This window comes from Streptomyces sp. NPDC041784 (genome assembly GCF_055591025.1).
On the sequence record NZ_JBVJAB010000013.1, the window covers coordinates 180,696 to 198,715 of the forward strand.

Here is an 18,020-nt window from a genome sequence, read left to right on the forward strand (position 1 = left end):
CCGTCACCGCCGTCCGCAGCCCCCGGGAGAACGAGCACCGTGCCAGGAGACTTCAGCCGCCGCACACACGACCCCGCGCTCGACCGCCGTATGGTGCTGCTCCAGCAGGGCCGGGTCTCGCTCGACGCGGACCCCAACGAGCAGGCCGAGATCACCGACCGCCGGCTGCGGGCCCTGGCCGCGGACGTGCTGGCCGCCGAGGACGGTGCGCGAGCCACCGTCCCCCGCACCACGCCCGACGCCTTCGCCGTCACCCTCGCCGGCAACGATCTCCGGATCGGACCGGGCCGGATCTACGTGGACGGCATCGGCGTGGACAACCATGCCCCGCTGTCCGCCCCCTTCGACCCGATGCTCGCCGAGCCGCGCACCGCCGAGGCGCCCGGCTATCTGCGCCAGCCGTACGACGGGGACCCGCCCGCGTTGCCCAAGGGGCCCTACCTCGTCTACCTGGACGTGTGCGAGCGCGAGCGCACCTGGGTGGAGGAGCCCGCGCTGCTCGATCCCGCGCTGCACGGTCTGGACACCGCCGTCCGCGTGCAGACCACCTGGCGGGTCCGGGTCCTGGCGCTGGGCGGGGCCGAGTACACGCCGGAGACCGATCTGGCGGCCTTCCTCGCCGAGCACGCCGCCCCGGCCGAGCCCTTCGCCACGCCGCCCGGGTGCGCGCTGAGCACCTCCGCCGATGTGCCCGACGCAGCCACCGGACACCTGTGCGACGTACCGGGTGCGGGTGGCTACCTCGGCCCGGAGAACCGGCTCTACCGGGTGCAGATCCACCGCGGGGGCACAGCGGGCGGCGGCAAGGACGCGGCGACGTTCGTGTGGTCGCGGGACAACGCCTCGGTCGCCGTGCCGGTGGTCGGCATGGGCGAGGTGGCCGTCGCGCCCTCGGGTCTCGCCGGCGTCCGGCTCGAGGTGACCAGGCCGGGACGGGACAGCTATCTGCGTCTGGCGGAGGGCGACCTGGTCGAGCTGACCTGCGACGCACTGCGGGACGACGGCCGCCCGGGGGTGCTCGGCCTGGTCGGCTCCCCCGGCAGCGACGAGGACGGCGACCACTTCACCTTCGCCTTCCCGGTACCGGACGGGACTGCGATCGGCGCGTTGTGGCCGCCGGAGCTGGCCGCCGCCCCTTCCCTCCCTCCGGGTCTGCTGGTGCGCCGCTGGGACGGGCCGAGGGAGCCCGTCAGCGGCCTGCTGACCGGAGGACGGGTCACCGGCGACCCCACGGACATCGACGGGGGCACCGGGCTGCGGATCACCTTCTCGCCGGCCCGGGGCGGCCGCTGCCGCAGCGGTGAGTTCTGGACCTTCGCGGCGCGTACCACCGGCGACCCCGCCCACTCCGTGGTGCACCTGACCGACGCGCCGCCGCACGGCCCGCACCACCACTACGCCCCCTTGGCCGTCGTCCGGCCCGGAAAGCCGGCCACCGTCACCGACCTGCGCACCCTGCATCCCGGCATCGGCTGCCGCACGGTCGCGGTCAGTCCGGACAGCCACCGCTCCGGCCGCCGTACGGTGCAGGCCGCCGTGGATCTGGCCGCGCGCACCGGTGCCGTCGTCTGCGTGGCCCCGGGCGAGTACGTGCTCGAGGCGCCGCTGCGGGTCGTCGCTCCGCAGGGCCTGCGCATCCGGGGCTCGGGCGCCGCCACCCGGCTGGTGGGGGCGGTCGAGGTGGCCGGGCACGCCGAGGTGGTGCTGGAGGCGCTGGCCGTCCAGGGCCCGCTGTCGGCGGCCGGAGTGCGGGGACTGGTGCTCCGCGAGCTGTGGCTCTCGTACCAGGGCGTCGCCGTACGGCTGGCCGACTGCACTCGCGTGCTGATGGAGTCCCTCTCCGTCGAGGGCGCCGTGGTGGCGACCGACGCCCGGGGCCTGGTGCTGCGGGACTCGGAGGTCACGGGGGTGGTGGTCGACGCGCGGGAGGCCGAGGCGTTCTGGGCGGCGCGCCACCTCGACCCGCCGGCCGTGGAGACGCCACGCGGCACCTTCGACGACGAGCTGTGGACGGTGCTGCTGTCCGGATGCTCGGAGACGACCGTGCGCGGCTGCACTCTCGACGCCGCGCGGTCCGAGGAGAGCGGGGGGACCGGGGGGACCGGGGAGCCCCATCCGCTGCCCGTGCTGTGCCTCACCGGCCCCACCACCGGCCTGCTCGCGGAGGGGAACCGACTGCGCGGCCCGCTCGGCATCGGCAACCCGCCCCTCGGCACCGGCACCGGCACCGAGGGGCGGAGCGACGACGACGGCCTCACCGTCCGGGCGGTGCGCGGCGCGCTGCTGCTGTACGAGGCACGGCTGGTGCGCAACACCGTGCGGGAGGCGTCGGCAGCGGGCATCACCCTGACCGAGCCGCTGTTGGTGGCGGGCCCTCTGCTGCTGGACGGCAACACCGTGCGCGGCGCCGCCGCGATCGGTATCGCTGTGACGGGCCGGATCGCCCGGGCCGACGGCGCCGCCGGACCCGCCGCCGTGCGCATCACCGGCAACACCGTGCGCAGCCGCCGCCACGGCATCGTGTGCGGGACCGACGCCGCCGTGATCGCGGACAACACCGTGACGTGCCGCCCCGAAGCCGACGTGGCCGGGCCGCGTCCGATCGTGCCCCGGGGCGGGGACGGCATCCGGCTGGTGGACCAGAGCGGACTGGACCGTCCCCTTGCCGGATGCCGTGTCGAGGGCAATACGGTGGCCGGCCTGGGCGGCAGTGGCGTCGCGGTGCGGGCGCGTACACACGGACTGATCGTCGGCGGGAACACCGTGGACTGGTCGGGCGATTCGGCGGTGTTGGTGCACGGCGACCGCACGGGAAGCGCGGAGCTGCGGAACAACTCGCTGCGGCTTCGCGGCGGGCCCACCACCTCCTTCGCCGGTCGGGCCGTGCTGGACCTGGCGCTGCTGGACCGGGTGACCGTCCGGGACCACCGCGTGGTGCGTGAGGACGCGGGGGCGGACACCGCGCAGGGCCCGTGCGTCGCCGCGCGCGCATGCGGCTCGGTGGAGCTGCGCGGCTGCGAACTGATCGGCGGCACAAGAGGGTTGGATGCCCACGGTCCGGCACGGGAGGTGGCGGTCCTGGACTGCGCGATCCGTGCACGGGACCTCATCGCCTCCTCGGACGGGACGCGGACCGGCGACGGCTATCGGGCCGTGTCGGTGCAGGGCCTGCCGAACGCCCCCGACGTACCGGAGGAGGACCGGGCGGCGGTCGGCTGGCGGTGGGCGGTGGAGCGATCGCGGGTGCTCTACCACGGTGAGCGGCAGGTGCTGCTGGAGCTCACCGCGACCGACGTACGCCGAAGCGCCCTGGTGAGCGAGGTGCGGCTGCGGGGCTGTCGGCTGGCGGGGCTGGGGGACGGATCCCTCGTCTCGGTGACCGACACCGTCTCCGCCGCCGTCAGCGACAACCGGCTGCTGCGGCCCGACGCCGACGTGGAGCCCGCGGCCCTCCATGTCGTCTGTGAGACCGCGGTGGTGAGCGGCAATCAGGCCGAGGGCTGGGTGGTCGGCCTGGACCTGACGGCCGAACAGCGTCGGTACACCGTGCTCGGCAACGTGGTTCGCCCGGGCCGGGAGAACACCGCGTACCTCGTCAACCAGGCACCGCTGGAACAGCCCTGGGCCACGATGAACCAGCCCTTCCCACTCCCCTGACCCCGGAGCCGCCATGCCTCCCCGCAAGCGCACCCGTCGGACGGCCGCCACGGCGCCCTCCGCCGTCCCCCCGTACCCCACCCCGTCGCTGTCCGCCTTGCTGGAGGAGGCCACGGCCCAACTGCACGCCGACTCCGAAGCCCTCACCAGCTCTTCCGACGAGCTGGCCGGACGACTGGGGGCCTGGCTGCGCATCCTGCGCCGTCTGTACGGTCCCCAGGGCGGCGCGTCGGGTCCCCTCGTGGAGGAGGCCCTCATGGCCGTCCAGCAACGCCCGGCAGCCACCCGCCCGCTCGTCACCGTCATCGCCGAGGGCCACACACTGCTCGCACGCTCCCTGCGGTGAGCACAGGCCATGGTCACCCTTCGAAGCGGTAGCCCATGCCGGGCTCGGTGATGAGATGGCGGGGGTGGGCGGGATCCGCTTCCGCGGACGCTTGGAGCAAACCTCGCTCCTGGCCGGAATCGAGCGCCGTCGACGGCTCCCTAACGGCGCTGCGCTCCCCCTTGACGGGACTCTTACGGCAGCCGAAAACGCGGCCGGCAGATGCCCGCGTCGGTCCCCCTGCGCACGGCAGGGGTGACGACTGCGCCGCGCTGGTTCTGGAGCAGCCGCTGCCACAGCCGCTCCGGCTCGGTCTCCGGGATCAGCGTCCAGGAACGCTCCGTTCACATCGCCGGCCCGGCACTAGAGTGAAACGGTGACCTCTCTGCCGGAAGATCCGACGCGACTGATCAGAGAAGACGACCGCGACGCGGCCGTGCGGCGCGTGCAGGAGGCGTACGCCGAAGGGCACATCTCGCACGAGGAGATGGACGACCGCCTCGACCGGGTACTCACCGCCAGGACGCACAGCGAGGTCGTGTCGGCCCTGGCCTCGCTTCCGGAGGAGGATGCCGGCACCGTGTCCACGATCGCCGTCGCCGCCGGCCGGATCAAGCGGCGCGGCGTATGGCGGGTCCCTCGGTTCCTCAAGGTCGAGTCCGCCTTGGGAAGGGTGCACCTGGATCTGTCCCGGGCGGTCATCGAGCATCCGGTGGTCGACATCGAGTTGAACCTCGGCACCGGCAGGGCCAGGATCACGGTGCCTCGCGACGCGATCGTCGACATCGAGGGTCTGCACACCGGGTGGAAGGACACGCGCTACAAGCCCCGGCGGCACTCCCGCCCCGGCGGGCCGAGGATCCGGATCTCCGGGATCATGGGGTTCGGACGGTTGAAGATCCGCCACGCGAGGCGTTGACATCTCTTCTCCCTCCCCCGCTCGACCGCCACGGCGCAGCAGCGGCCAGGACAGGTCCTGGGCATAGGGGTCGCCGGCTACCACCTCGCCCTGTGCGTCGAGCGCCTCGATGGTGCGGTACGCCGACTCGGGCTCGGGGACCGGAAGGTCTCGGCGGCCACGTCGCCCGCCGCCTCGGGCGGTACTCTTCGCGCCGCGAAGCGCAGCACGCGTTCGTAGTGGCCTCGAAGAGCGCTCTGAACCGTTCCTCGTCGTCCCCCCGCACGCGGTCTCCTCCCGTCGGGTCCCGCCCTTCACACCCTCTCTATGTCCGGTACGGGCCACCGGGTTACACCCGTTGTCCGGTGGGGGTCGGGGAAGCGGGCCGCGCCGCCCGTCGGCCCGTCGGTCCGGGAGGCTCAGTAGTGGCCCTGGCCCTGCGCCCCCGCGTACGCCGGCTGCGGGGCCTGGCCGTAGCCGGCCGGTGCCTGCTGCTGGGCCTGGAGGTCGGCCGTGACCTCGCGGAGCTTGGCGCGCACGAGGTGGTGCAGGTAAGTGAACTCCAGTTCCGTGATGGTGCCGCGCCTGCCGTCCATGATCTGCCGGTGGACCGGGCGGGACTGAGGCGAGTTCAGCTGGCCGCGGGGGACGAGCGAGATGTCGTAGCTGATGAACTCTGCCACGTTCCAGGGGCTGTTGGGGACGGTCGGATGGTGCTGGGCGGTGCTGTCGAGCAGAACCTCGACGCGGAGCTGGATCGAGCAGCCCAGAGCCTCCAGATGTCCGACGAACGGGCGCAGCGCGGTCTCCATGGCGAGCTGCTCGGTGTTGACCGCGTTGGTCCCGATCACCAGGTTGCCCGGCAGGTCGGGTCCGCCGTCGCCGTCGCCGACCAGGTGGCACCACTCGTGCGAGGCCAGCCGTTCACCGGTGGAGCCCTTGATCCCCTCGTCGCCCATCAGCTCGTTGGCCTGTCTGCGGCCCATGGCACGGGACGGGTCGCGGCGGGCGCTGCGGCGGTCGACCTGGGGCGGGGAGGAGAGGGCCGTGTACCCCTGATGGGCGAGACCGGTCACCTCGGCGCCCGCGGCGACGGTGTTGTCGAAGCGTGCGGCGCTGCGGTACCTGCGCTCGTTCTTCTGCGTTCCGTCGGCGTGCTGGAAGTGCGGGTCCACGCCGGTCGAGGAGACGTAGAAGACGAAGGGCTGACTGCGGTCGGTCGGCAGGGCGGTGAAGGCGGCCAGGTCGTACGGTCCCAGGCGGCTGTTCGCGGCCAGTCCGAGCTGCTGCGCCGTCGCGTCGGCCCGGGCGGCCTCCTGGGGGTTGCCCAGATTCCAGTGCGCCGGGTTGGGGGCCCAGCGCTCCCCGAACCGGTAGGTGCGGCCCGCCGACGCGCCGCTCTGGCGCATCTTCAGCGTCCGCCGGACGATGCGGAACGGCAGGCCCGGGTCGATGAGGGCGGTGCCCGTGCTTTGCGGGTCGTTGACCATCTCGACGCGGTAGATGAAGTGCCCGGACTGGTACTTCAGCGGCCAGGAGGCCCGGGGTCCGGGGTTGCGGTGCGGGATGGCCGGCAGCGGCGGGTCGTCCATCTGGAGGATCTCCACGGAGCCCGCGTGCGGCGCGGCGGAGGCGTGCGTGGGCAGTGCGGGCAGGCTGCCGTCGGGGCCGAAGGCCTCCGCCGGGACGTACAGGGCGGGGAGGTACTGCATCTGGTCGCGCTGCTCGCGCGCCAGCGTGGCGTTGTCCACCGGCGCATGTCCGTTCCACATGCGCTGCGCCACGACGGCACCGCCCGACGGCGTACGGCCGTGCTCGGACGCTTCCGGCCGCGCGGCCGCGGCCTGCCCCGCCGGGAGGCTCAGCGCGCGCCCGGCGTTGGCCTCCGCCTCCCGCTCGAAGCGGTCGGACGGATCGGAGACGCTGAGTCCGTCCCCGTGGTCGGTACCGGCGACCGGGCCCTTGCGCTGCTGGATGACATGGGTGAGTTCGTGGGCGAGGGTGTGCCGGTCCGTGGCACCCGCGCCGAGCACGATGTGGCTGCCGGAGGTGTAGGCCCGGGCACCGATCTCGGCGGCCGACCGCTGGGCGACGGAACCGGTGTGCAGGCGCACGTCGGAGAAGTCGGCTCCGAGCCGCGCCTCCATGTCGGCGCGTGTGTCGGCGTCCAGGGGCCGCCCGGCTCCCGCCAGCACCTGATGCACGCTGGACCGCTGCACCGTGGGCTCCGCCGGGGACCGGCCGGGCGTGGAGCGCTGCACCGCCGATCCCGCCGATCCCGTCGCCCCCGTCGGGCCTTGGTGAGCCGCGGGGTGCTCCATCGCGGGTTTCTGGGCTCCAGGCCGGGCCGACCGCTCCCGCTCGTCCCGCAGCGCCCGTGCCGTCGCGGCGTTGCCGGCCGACCTCTGCAACGCCAGCGCCTGCCCGGGCGACATCCCGCCGAGGCGGCCCGGCACGACCGCCGGAGCGCCGCCGCGGCCGTCCCGCCGGTCACGGTCCTGCCCACGCCCCCCGCCGGATACCTGTCGCTGTGCGCGCACGGCCCCCTCTTCCCCTGGTCGGACGACCCATCACACGATGAACGCTCCAGGGTGCCGCACCCGGACCCGCCCGCCCATGCCCGCAAGGACACCCTTTCGGGCACACCTCGCGCCCACCGCGCCAGTCGACCCCCTCACGGGTGGGCACGGTGTCCGGGCGCGCGGGGGCTGAGGTCCGTCCCGGCGACGAGATGTCCCCGCAAGGCCGGTCCGATGCATGCTCGCGTCCCAGTCCGTGTGGATCAGGTGGTAGCCGTCGGCCGGCGCGTCGTCGAAGCCGGCCGCCGAGGTCTCGGGCATGACCTGGGGCTACTGCGCCCGAGCTTCACACGGCGCGAGGGCGGCGACATCACCGCCCCGACGGGCGCACGCCCGCACGCGGGCGGGACACTCCTCTCAGGGGGTGGAGATGGAACAGGCGGTTTTCCAGTCCGTCAGGTACCGGGAGGCGTGCCAGGACTGCGGCGCGGAGTCGGAGTGCCGGGGTGTCCAGGCCCTGGTCGAGGGCAGGTTGCGGTGGGACACCGAGTCGACGTGTTCCGCATGTGGGTTCGCGATCGCCGTGTGCGGTGGCGATCTGCCGCCCGAGCGGCGGGATCAGATGCTGTCCGAGCACGGACCCAGCAGGCTTCACGTCGGCGGTCCGTCGGCGAAGAGCGTCGTCCTGATGCGGGTGCTGCGGGCCGAGCTCGGCATCGACCTGCCGAACGCCAGGACCGTGGCACGCCGTGTGCTGAGCGGTGACCACTCAGGAACGCTGCCCGAGATGGAACACCTGGCCCGCAAGCTGCGGGAGTCCGGCATCGCTGCCGCGGTCGCGTCGGATACCGAGTGACGCGGGGCGAGCTGCCGCCCCCTGCGCCACGGCCACGCCACGCCGGCCCGTCGATGTCAGCAGGCCGCGGAGTCGAGTTCGCGCAAGAGGGCCTGGCTCGCCGCGCGGTGTTCGGCGGCCTCGGTCGGGGACGTTGCGTCGAGTACCGTCGCGATGCCCTCGTGGGCCAGTGCTTCCTCGTGGCGGTTTCCCAGGCGCGGGGCCAGTTCCAGGGCCTGCCGGTGCAGTCGTAGGGCCTCTTCGGGGAGGCCCGCGAGCCGGCAGGTCTCGCCGTAGCCGTTGAGGAAATGGATCTTCCAGTGTTCCTCGAACAACTCGTCGAGCAGGGCGAACGCCTCGCGGTGGCTGGCCAGTGCCTCCTCGTAGCGGCCCATCTGGCGCAGTGCGACTCCCCGGCAGTTGAGGCACCAGGCCTGGTTGTTCAGGTGCCCGTCGTCGCGGGCCACGTCCAACGCCTGGTGCAGGTGCCGTGCCGCCTCGTCGGGTTCCTCGGGGGCGATGGCCACTCCGAGGGTGATCCGGGCCGTCAGAGCGGGCGGCCACGCGGGGTCCGTGTGCGGGGTGCGCAGTACGTCACGGGCCCGTCGGGCCGCCTCCTCGCGGTGTCCCAGTTGCAGCATCGTCCAGGCCTCCGACGCCGCCGCGTGGGCCGCGTCCGTCGGACAGTCGGTCTTCTCGTACAGCTTCGCCGCCTGCCGGAAGAGCGCGAGCGGCTCCTCGACATGTCCCGTGTCCCAGCTCAGGTAGCCGCGGCGCATGGCCAGTTCGGCTTCCGCCCGGGTGTCCCCCGCCTGGGACACCCGCCGTCCGGCCGCCTCGTACGCGGCGGCGGCCTCCGCCGTGCGGCCCGCGTTGTAGCGCGCGAAGCCCAGATCGCTGTGCGCCTCGGCCAGTTGCAGCGGATCGCCCAGGCGCTCGGCGGCGGCGAGCGACCGTTCGAAGAGGACGTTGAGGTGGGTGGTGCCGCAGCGCCGCGCGAAGTAGGCCCGCAGGAAGCGCGGCAGCTCGCACACGTGGACGTCCGCCCCGACGGCGGCCGCCGTCTCGAAGGCGGCGATCAGGTTGCCGTACTCCGTGACGAGCCAGGCGAGGGCCGCGTTCTTGTCCGCGAACCGCGGCAGCTCGGCCGGTGGCCGACCCGCGGAGGGGGCCCGGGCGGGCGACAGGAACGGCATGGCGGAGTCGGCGGCCGCGGCCGCGTGCACGTAGTAGTCGAGCACCCGGCCCAGTGCCCGCTCCCGCTCGGCCGCCGAGTCCTGTTCCGCCGCCGCCCGGCGCGCGTGCTGGTGCACCAGGTCGTGCAGCCGGTAGCGGCCCGCCGTCGGCTGCTGGACGAGGTGCGCGTCGAGGAGGTCCTCCAGCATCGCCTGGGCGCTGCGCAGCGGCACATCCGCCAGCGCCGCCACCACGTAGTCGTCGAAGGACTCCCCGGGCAGCAGGGCCAGCATCCGGAACAGACGGGCCTGGGAGCGGTCCAGCTGCCGGACCGACATGGCGAACGCGGTGTCGAACTCGCTCGCGCCCTGCGCCATCCGCTCGACGAGAATGCCGACGGTCCAGCCCGGACGGTGCCGGAGCCGGGCGGCGGCCAGACGCAGGGCCAGCGGCAGATGGCCGCACAGCCGCAGCACCTCGGCGGCCGCCTCCGGATCGCGGGCCAGTCTGCCGTCGGGGCCGCCGGGGTCACCGCTGGCCCGGGCCAGCAGCTCCGCGCTCTCCTGCGGGCTGAGCACGTCGAGCGAGACCGGGGGCACCTCGTCCAGGCCGAGGAGCCGGTTGCGGCTCGTGATCAGGGCGACGGAGTGGCCGGCGCCGGGCAGCAGCGGGCGGACCTGGTCGACGTCGGCGGCGTTGTCGAGGACCACGACCACCCGGCGGCGGGCCAGTTCCGAGCGCCAGCAGGCGGCCAGCTGCTCGATACCCTCCTGGGGCACCCGCTCGGACGGGACGTCGAGCGCGCCGAGCAGCATCCGCAGCGCGGAGTCCGGGTCGAGCGGGGGCCGGCCCTCGGTGAACCCGTGCAGGTCGACATAGAGCTGGGCGTCCGGGAAGTCGGCGGCGAGCCGGTGCGCGGCGTGCACGGCCAGACAGGTCTTGCCGACGCCGGCCATGCCGTCGACCGAGACCACCCGATGGCTGTCGATCGCGGCGAGCACGGCGGCGAGCCGCTCCTCGCGTCCGGTGAAGTCGGGCACGTCGCGCGGCAGATCGTTGCGCGGCAGGGGACGGACCTGGCGGCTGCTCTTCGGCGGCGCCGGCAACGGGTTCGATATCCGCTCCCACACCGGACGCAGGGGGCGGGGATCGCGCTTGACGAGGCGGCAGAGGGCGACCACCGCGGGCCAGGGCGGCACGGTCTGCCCGTTGAGGTAGCGCGACAGCGACGAGGAGCTGAGGCCGGCGTCGCGCGCGAGGGCCCGTACGCCGAGCCCGGACAGTTCCTGGAGCAGGCGCAGTCGGGCCGCCAGTTCCTCCTGTGGATCGACCTTCGCCGTCCCGTCGTACGCGTTCACTGTGGCCCCCGCCTTCCCGTCCCGCTCCGGCCGAAGTCTCTCCAGCCAAGTCGCCGCTGGTCAAGGCCGTTTCATCTGTCCCACGGTGTCCCATCCCCGTGGTCGGGCCGCGCCGGCCCGGCTGTGATGGACCCATGCCCCGCAGCGACGGGGCACCGACCCGGTAACAGACCCGGAAGAAGGGAAACCGACGTGCGGTCCCGTATGCAGAACCCTGTCGTCGTCCTGTCCGACGCGATGCAGCCCCTTCAGGACATCCTCAAGACCGTGCGCGCCGCCGGTGTGGACGGGCAGACGCTGGAGCTGGTGCACCTGCGGGTCAGCCAGATCAACGGATGCGGCGCCTGCGTCGACAGCGGCGCCAGGACGTCCCGCAGGGCCGGAGTGAGCGACGACCGGCTGGCCGCGGTCGCCGCCTGGCGGGAGTCCCCGTACTTCACCGCGTCGGAGCGGGCGGCCCTCGCGCTGGCCGAGTCCGCGACGCGGCTGGCGGACCGTCCCGACCCGGTCGGCGACGACATCTGGGACGCGGCCGCGACCTACTTCGACGAGAAGCAGCTGGCCTCGATCGTCCTGATGGTCGGCATGACGAACCTGTTCAACCGGGTCAACGTCACGACCCGCCAGATCGCCGGCGCGTGACCGCTCCGAAACAGCTCTCGCTGCGGCACCTCTCACATACGAAAATGCACCCATCGCGCACATAACGCGCATCACGCCCATCACGGGCCGCAAAACCTGTCAGAACCGTTGAAACAGTCAAAACTGTCAAATGCTGAAAGGAAACCTGCCATGAAGGACGCACAGAAGCCCGCCAAGCGCACCGCCGCCGGCGACACCGCCGCCACCGACACGACGTATGAGGGGTTCACGGACGAGGAGCGCGCCGCGATGAAGGAGCGCGCCAAGGAGGTGAAGGCGTCCGCCCGCCGCGGGTCGCGCGCCGACAAGGCGGCGGAGGCCGAGGCCGCCGTACTCGCGAAGATCGCCGAGATGCAGGAGCCGGACCGCGGCATGGCCGAACGACTCCACGCCGTCATCAAGGCGAGCGCCCCGGAGCTCGCGCCGAAGCTCTGGTACGGGATGCCGGCGTACGCCAGGGACGGCAAGGTCCTCTGCTTCTTCCAGTGCGCACAGAAGTTCGGCACGAGGTACGCGACGCTCGGCTTCAACGACACGGCCAACCTCGACGAGGGCACCATGTGGCCGACCGCGTACGCCCTGAAGGAGCTGACCGCCGCCGACGAGACGAGGATCGGCGCGCTCGTGAAGCAGGCGGTGAGCTGACGCCGGACCGCTCCCCTGGTAGCCCTCGGGCCCGGCAGGCCGGGCCCGAGGTTGGCCGGATCGCCTGCAACCGTCGAGGCGCGATGGGTGTCTTTACGGCAAACAGGATGATTCGCGTCATCCATCGCAGCTCGTTCCAACAGGGGACACCATGAGCCTCACTCGCATGCGCAGCCGCGCCGTCACGGCCGCGGCCCTCGTCGCCCTCGCGGCGACCACGCTCGCGGCCGGCGGGGCCGAAGCCTCCCCGTCGGCGGCCGCGGCGGCCGCCGCGCCGCAGAAGCGTCAGATCGCCTCGTCCGTCCTCGGCTCCGACTACAAGATCACCCTGACCGCACTGCGTTCGGCCGGGGACGAGTACGCCGCCTCGGTCCGCCTGCAGGTCTACACGCGGGCCAACGGCGCCTGGAAGGAGTCGGACCGGGTGACCGTGGGCGAGGTGGACGGATGGTTCTGGTACCCCCTCACGGGCGCGGGCGCCGTCTGCCAGTTCTCGACCGCCGGCACGGAACCGGCGCCGCTCACGGTGAGCCTGCTGCTCACGCCCTCCCTGGGCTGCTCCGAGCCGACGCACCACCTGGTGAAGCAGGGCAGGGTCCACGCCGACTGAGCGCTCAGCCCGCGCACAGGGCTTTCACAGCCGATCACCGGAAGATCGGAGCATGTCTGGCGTCTCCGGTACCCGTGACGGCACGGTTCGCGTGCTGATAGTCGATGACGAGCCCGAGCTGACCGAGCTGCTCTGCGCGGCCGTGACCGAGCGGGGGTGGCGGTCCTTCGCCGCGGAGGACGGCCGCAGCGCGCTGCGCATGGCGCGTGACTGCGCGCCGGACGTCGTCGTCCTCGACGGGATGCTGCCCGACGTGGACGGGGTGCAGGTCCTGCGCAGGCTGCGGAGCGAGAACACCCGGCTGCCCGTGCTGATGCTCACCGCCCGCGACGCCCTCGAACACCGGCTGGACGGGCTGTCGGCCGGGGCGGACGACTACGTGACCAAGCCCTTCTCCCTGGACGAGGTCATGCTGCGGCTGCGCGGTCTGCTGCGTCGCGCGGGCCCCGCCGAGGCGTCCGACCGGGGACCGGTGCGGGTGCTGGGCGACCTCGTCCTGGCCGAGGACACCCGTGAGGTGCAGCGCGGCGGCACGCCGATCCAGCTGACCACCAAGGAGTTCGACCTCCTGCGGTTCCTGATCAGCCATCCGCACCAGGTGCTCAGCAAGGCGCAGATCCTCGACCACGTCTGGAACGCCTCGTTCGACGGCGAAGGAAACCTGGTGGAGGTCTACATCCACGGTCTGCGCGCGAAGATCGACAAGGGGCGGACGCCGATGATCCGCACCGTGCGCGGCGTGGGATACGCGATCAGGGCCGCGGACGCGTGATGAGCGAAGCGCTGACCCACGGCTACACGGTGGCCTTCGCCGCCGCGGCGGCCATGTTCCTCGCCGCCCTGGTCGTCACCGCGACCGCCGTCGACGCGAGGAAGCAACAGCCCACCGAGGGCAGGCCCCCCCCGTCCACCTGGGCTGACCCCGCGCCGCCCGACAGAAAGCCGGCCGGCCGGCGTACGGGCCGGCCGGCTGGAATCGATGAAGAGCGAAGGCACGGGGTGCGGACCGTCGGCGCGAGGGCGTCCCGCGGGGCGCGGGGCGATCACTCGCTCGTGATCCGCAGCTCTCCGGACCAGCTCTCGCACCGGACGACGCCGGAGTCGAACGTGATCTTCAGCGCGAGGCGCCCCATGGCAGGGTCGTCCTCCTCGTGCACCGCGAGGACCCGCTCGCCAAGGTGGTCCGAGAACGGTGTCCCCCTGCTGACCGGCGCCACCTCGACCCGGCCGCTCTCCGCCATGTCGTACCCGTCGTTGGGGGCCGACGTCTCGACAACCAGGCACCAGTCCGACCCGGTCGTGACGCGCGTGGAGACCCCCTCGCCGTCGATCAGCCACACGTCCAGCGGGCCGGACGGAGGCTCCGCACCGTAGACGTGCCACGACGCCAGTACGCGCTCCAGGCGCCGCCCGACCAGGTACCCCGGACATACGCCCGCTCCGTGCACGGGACATCCACCCGGGCTCTTCGACTCCATCCGGCGAACCTACCGTCAGGCGGCGTCCGTCGACGGCGGCGCTGTCGTTCCTCTCACTTCGAGGGAAGGCGTGGCCAGGTCGGTCCGGGCGGGGCGGTCCGGGTCCGCGATGCGGTCGAGCAGGTGCTGGGCGGCGCGACGGCCCACGTCATGGCTGGCGTTGTCCACGGTGGTGAGCCAGAGATGGCGCAGTTGGGCGAGGTAGGTGTTGTCGTACCCGACCAGGGACAGGTCCCGGGGGACGAGGAGACCGCTCTCCTCCGCGGCCGACAGCGCTCCGACACAGGTCATGTCGTTCACCGCGAAGATCGCGGTGGGACGGCGGGGACGGCTCAGGAGCCGGACGGTGGCCCGGTAGCCGCCCTCCTCGGTCAGGTCGCCCTGTTCCACCGAGGCCGTATCGGCGAGGCCGTGTTCGCGCATGGTGGTCTCGAAGCTGCGGCGGCGCAGCTCGCCCACCGCGCCGTGGCCGGCGATGTGGGCGATGTCCCGATGCCCGAGGCCGATGAGGTGTTCCGTGGCCAGCCGGGCCCCGTGCTCGTCGTCGTTCGCGACGATGTCCACGGCGGGCAGCACCGGTTCGCGCGCGCCCGCGACGACCGTGGGGACCCGACCGGCCGCGGTGCGCAGCACTCCTGGGTCCTGGAGGGTCCCGACGGCGATCAGGCCGTCCACCCTCAGCTCGGTGAAGGTGTGGGTGAGGTCCTCGCCGAGGCGCCGGTTGAGGTGGCCGTCGGCGAGCAGCATGCGCAGTCCGCTGTCGTACAGACGGGAGTTCAGTCCGTCGAGCAGGTCCACGAACCAGGGGTTGCGCATGTCGTTCAGCAGCACGCCGACCGTGCGGGTGCGGCGCTCGCTCAGGCTTCGCGCCGCCGCGTTGGGCCGGTAGCCCAGTTCCTCGACCGCGGCGAGGACCGCCCGCCGCTTGTCCGGGCGCACCCCTTCCGCCCCCCGCAGCACCAGGGAGACCAACGACTTCGACACGCCCGCCCGCGCGGCGACATCACGGATGGTCGGAGTCCTCATGCTTGGACCGTTCCATGCCAAGGCCTCCTTTGTAAAGACCCCAAAGGATCTCCGGAGGGTCTGGGAGGACCTTGAAGGAGCCTGGAAGGGACCGAGAAGGGGCCCGGAAGGGACCTTGACACCGGCATCAGGGGGCCTCCATGGTGGGCGGACAGGAAAATGGAACGGTCCAAAGAGGGGCAGCCCCATGGTGAGTACGCTCGGTGTCGCCGTCGTCGGATTCGGCTGGATGGGACGGGTGCACACCCAGGCGTACACGCGGCTCCAGCACCACTATCCGCAGCTGGCCCTGCGTCCCGAGCTGGTCACCGTCGCCGAGGAGGTGCCGGGCCGGGCCGAGGAGGCTGCCGCGCAGTTCGGGTTCGCCTCGACGACCCGGGACTGGCGCGAGGTGGCCGCCGATCCGCGCGTACGGGCCGTCAGCATCACCGCCCCGAACTTCCTGCACCGCGAGATCGGCGTCGCGATGGCCGAGGCGGGCAAGCACATCTGGATCGAGAAGCCGGTCGGCCTGACCGCCGACGACGCCCGGGCGGTGGCCGACGCCCTCGCCAAGTCCGGTGCACAGGGCACCGTCGGCTTCAACTACCGCAACGCCCCGGCCGTCGCGTACGCCCGCGAGCTGATCGCCTCCGGCGAGATCGGCTCGGTCACCCATGTGCGCATCCGGCTCTTCAGTGACTATGCCGCCCACCCGGACGGCGCCCTGACCTGGCGGTACGAGCGTGCGCGGGGCGGCAGCGGGGTGCTGGGCGACCTGGCCTCGCACGGCGTGGACCTCGCCCGCTTCCTGCTGGGCGACATCGCCTCGCTGGCCGCCGACACCGCCGTCTTCATCCCCGAACGGGCCCGTCCGACCGGCGCCACGGCCGGCCACACCCGAGCGGCGGGCGGCGAGCTGGGCCCGGTGGAGAACGAGGACTACGTGAACTGTCTGCTGCGCTTCGCCTCCGGTGCCCGCGGTGTGCTGGAGGCCTGCCGGGTCTCGGTCGGCGAGCAGAACAACTACGGCTTCGAGGTGCACGGCACCAAGGGCGCGGTCTTCTGGGACTTCCGCCGGATGGGCGAACTCGGCGTCAGCCGCGGCGACTCCTACCAGGACCAGCCCGTCAGCACCCTCTACGTGGGCCCCGGCCACGGCGAGTACCAGGCCTTCCAGCCCGGTGCGGCCTCGAGCATGGGGTACGACGACCTCAAGGTCATCGAGGCCCACCACTTCCTCCGGTCCATCGCCGACGGCACCCCGCACGGGGCGACCCTGGACGACGCGGTGCACAGCGCGGCCGCCCTGGACGCGATGAGCCGCTCGGCCGAGCGGGGGGCGTGGGTGAGCCTGGCCTGAGGACCGTGCGGGTCGGAGTGATCGGCGCCGGCACACCATGGGCGCCGACCATGTGAACACGCTCCACCGCCGGGTGTCCGGTGCGCGGGTCCACACACGCGGACCTCGCCCGCACCGCCCCCGGCCGGCCCGCGTCACCGGACGGTCCGAACACCACCCCTGGCGTCTCCTTCTCGGAGAGACTCCTGGGCATGTCCGACACCTCGCTGTTCATCGCCGGCCTCACTGGTGCGACGGCGATCGTGGCCAGTTCGCTGGCGAGTTGGCTGACCAGCAGGGGCAACGCCCACGCCGCCCGGATCCAGGTCGACGCCACCACCGAGGCGCAGCGCCGCGACGGTGTCCGCCAGACGCGGCGGGCCGCCTATCTGGCCCTCATCGAGCAGGCCCAGATCGTCGCCGACGGGCTCCGGAGCGTCGACGCCCTCTCCGCCACCGAGTCCGAGGCCGCCCTGGCCGCTCACCGGGAGCGGCATCAGAAGCTGCGCCGGGCGGTGACGCTGGTCGATCTGGAAGGCCCCTCCCCGGTCCAGGTCGCGGCGTCGAACCTGCTGATCATGTCGGGCACGCTCGCCACCGCGCTGGCGGCCGCGGCCGAGGACGCGAGCCGGGACAACCGTCGTGAGTTCCGGGAGACGCTGCGCGCCTACATCCGGCTCATCGGACCCTTCGTCGACGCGGCCGCCACGGCACTGGAGGAGACGTAGTCGCGGGGGGATCCCGGTGGCGCGAGTTCCGGGATTGCCGCTGTCTGTAGGGAGGTGTGCAGACAGAGAGCGAGGAACCATGAGGCCGAAGCGCAGGCGCCTCGGGACACCCCGGGCAGCCGGGATCGCCGGGATCGTGTTCGCGATCCTGCTGGCCACGGCGATCGTCCTGGTGCGCCTCGCCCTGCCGGGCGGGGCGGACGGGACCGACATCGCCGTGGACCCCGGGCAGCGGCGCACGGTACGGACCGCGCTGGAACTGCTGCCGTACGCGGGCATCGCGTTCCTGTGGTTCATGGGCGCCCTGCGCGAGCAGGCCGGTGCGGGCGAGGACCGATTCGTGTCCACCGTGTTCCTGGGCAGCGGGCTGGTCTTCGTGGCCACCCTGTTCGGGAGTGCCGCGGCGACCGGGTCCGTACTCGCCGAAGGGCAGGACCACTCGGCGTTCGGCCGCCATTTCGCCTACGTCCTGCTGACCACGTACGCGCTGCGGATGGCGGCGGTGTTCGTCTTCACGACCTCGGCCATCGGCCACCATCTCGGATTCTTCCCGCGCCCGCTCGTCGTCCTCAGCCTCCTCGTGGGCCTGACGCTGCTCCTGGTGGCGGCGAATGTGCCCTGGTCCGAGCTGGTCTTCCCGGGCTGGGCGCTGATCGTCGGCGTGCACATCCTGCGAGGCCGGCACGACACCGGCTCGCGGCCCGCCCCACCGGCCTGAGGCGGCCGTCTCACTCCAACGGTCGACTCCTCCTCGCCGCGGCCCCGCCGGACGCCGAGGATGGCGGCGGGGGAACCGGGCCAC

15 protein-coding genes are annotated in these 18,020 nt (G+C 72.9%); 11 read left to right on the forward strand and 4 right to left on the reverse strand.

Going from position 1 to position 18,020, the window contains the following annotated elements; all coding sequences use genetic code 11:
- The first annotated feature begins 39 nt into the window (after positions 1-39).
- From ACZ6D7_RS27250 to ACZ6D7_RS27260, 3 genes are all read left to right on the forward strand, one after another.
- Complete coding sequence (locus tag ACZ6D7_RS27250) at positions 40-3,657, forward strand: DUF6519 domain-containing protein (RefSeq protein WP_469495921.1); 3,618 nt, start codon at positions 40-42, stop codon at positions 3,655-3,657.
- Between the two features lie 13 nt (positions 3,658-3,670).
- Positions 3,671-4,003: a hypothetical protein gene (locus tag ACZ6D7_RS27255; protein ID WP_469495924.1), complete on the forward strand. Its 333-nt coding sequence runs from the start codon at positions 3,671-3,673 to the stop codon at positions 4,001-4,003.
- A gap of 355 nt (positions 4,004-4,358) precedes the next feature.
- Complete coding sequence (locus ACZ6D7_RS27260) at positions 4,359-4,901, forward strand: DUF1707 SHOCT-like domain-containing protein (RefSeq protein WP_469495927.1); 543 nt, start codon at positions 4,359-4,361, stop codon at positions 4,899-4,901.
- A 398-nt stretch (positions 4,902-5,299) separates the two neighbouring features.
- Here the strand turns inward: ACZ6D7_RS27260 and ACZ6D7_RS27265 are convergent, their stop codons facing one another.
- Entirely contained in the window at positions 5,300-7,420 is a 2,121-nt protein-coding gene (locus tag ACZ6D7_RS27265) for an eCIS core domain-containing protein (protein ID WP_469495930.1), read from the reverse strand.
- A 409-nt stretch (positions 7,421-7,829) separates the two neighbouring features.
- Between ACZ6D7_RS27265 and ACZ6D7_RS27270 the strand changes: the two genes are divergently transcribed.
- The gene (locus tag ACZ6D7_RS27270) at positions 7,830-8,255 is read left to right on the forward strand and encodes a hypothetical protein (protein ID WP_469495933.1); all 426 of its coding nucleotides are present in this window, start codon (positions 7,830-7,832) and stop codon (positions 8,253-8,255) included.
- A 56-nt stretch (positions 8,256-8,311) separates the two neighbouring features.
- Here the strand turns inward: ACZ6D7_RS27270 and ACZ6D7_RS27275 are convergent, their stop codons facing one another.
- Positions 8,312-10,768, reverse strand: a complete 2,457-nt coding sequence (locus tag ACZ6D7_RS27275; RefSeq protein ID WP_469495935.1) for an ATP-binding protein — start codon at positions 10,766-10,768, stop codon at positions 8,312-8,314.
- A gap of 192 nt (positions 10,769-10,960) precedes the next feature.
- On the opposite strand from ACZ6D7_RS27275, the gene ACZ6D7_RS27280 reads away from it, so the two are divergent.
- The 4 genes from ACZ6D7_RS27280 (at position 10,961) to ACZ6D7_RS27295 (ending at position 13,437) form a co-directional block, all read left to right on the forward strand.
- Positions 10,961-11,410: a carboxymuconolactone decarboxylase family protein gene (locus tag ACZ6D7_RS27280; protein ID WP_469495937.1), complete on the forward strand. Its 450-nt coding sequence runs from the start codon at positions 10,961-10,963 to the stop codon at positions 11,408-11,410.
- A 249-nt stretch (positions 11,411-11,659) separates the two neighbouring features.
- The gene (locus tag ACZ6D7_RS27285) at positions 11,660-12,055 is read left to right on the forward strand and encodes an iron chaperone (RefSeq protein WP_469496212.1); all 396 of its coding nucleotides are present in this window, start codon (positions 11,660-11,662) and stop codon (positions 12,053-12,055) included.
- Positions 12,056-12,206: 151 nt separating this feature from the next.
- Positions 12,207-12,665 (forward strand): hypothetical protein, encoded by a 459-nt coding sequence (locus ACZ6D7_RS27290; protein ID WP_469495940.1) that lies wholly within the window; start codon positions 12,207-12,209, stop codon positions 12,663-12,665.
- A 52-nt stretch (positions 12,666-12,717) separates the two neighbouring features.
- Positions 12,718-13,437 (forward strand): response regulator transcription factor, encoded by a 720-nt coding sequence (locus tag ACZ6D7_RS27295; protein WP_469495946.1) that lies wholly within the window; start codon positions 12,718-12,720, stop codon positions 13,435-13,437.
- 271 nt (positions 13,438-13,708) lie between these two features.
- Here the strand turns inward: ACZ6D7_RS27295 and ACZ6D7_RS27300 are convergent, their stop codons facing one another.
- Positions 13,709-14,143 carry a hypothetical protein gene (locus tag ACZ6D7_RS27300; RefSeq protein WP_469495949.1) on the reverse strand — a complete coding sequence of 145 codons (435 nt, stop codon included), beginning with the start codon at positions 14,141-14,143 and terminating at the stop codon, positions 13,709-13,711.
- A 15-nt stretch (positions 14,144-14,158) separates the two neighbouring features.
- The gene (locus ACZ6D7_RS27305) at positions 14,159-15,169 is read right to left on the reverse strand and encodes a LacI family DNA-binding transcriptional regulator (RefSeq protein ID WP_469495952.1); all 1,011 of its coding nucleotides are present in this window, start codon (positions 15,167-15,169) and stop codon (positions 14,159-14,161) included.
- Positions 15,170-15,356: 187 nt separating this feature from the next.
- Here ACZ6D7_RS27305 and ACZ6D7_RS27310 point away from each other — a divergent pair, with 187 nt between their 5' ends.
- From ACZ6D7_RS27310 to ACZ6D7_RS27320, 3 genes are all read left to right on the forward strand, one after another.
- Positions 15,357-16,511: a Gfo/Idh/MocA family protein gene (locus ACZ6D7_RS27310; RefSeq protein ID WP_469495955.1), complete on the forward strand. Its 1,155-nt coding sequence runs from the start codon at positions 15,357-15,359 to the stop codon at positions 16,509-16,511.
- Between the two features lie 191 nt (positions 16,512-16,702).
- On the forward strand, positions 16,703-17,218 hold the full coding sequence (locus ACZ6D7_RS27315; RefSeq protein ID WP_469495958.1) for a hypothetical protein: 516 nt from the start codon (positions 16,703-16,705) through the stop codon (positions 17,216-17,218).
- Positions 17,219-17,297: 79 nt separating this feature from the next.
- Complete coding sequence (locus ACZ6D7_RS27320) at positions 17,298-17,936, forward strand: hypothetical protein (RefSeq protein WP_469495960.1); 639 nt, start codon at positions 17,298-17,300, stop codon at positions 17,934-17,936.
- Positions 17,937-18,020 lie beyond the last annotated feature (84 nt).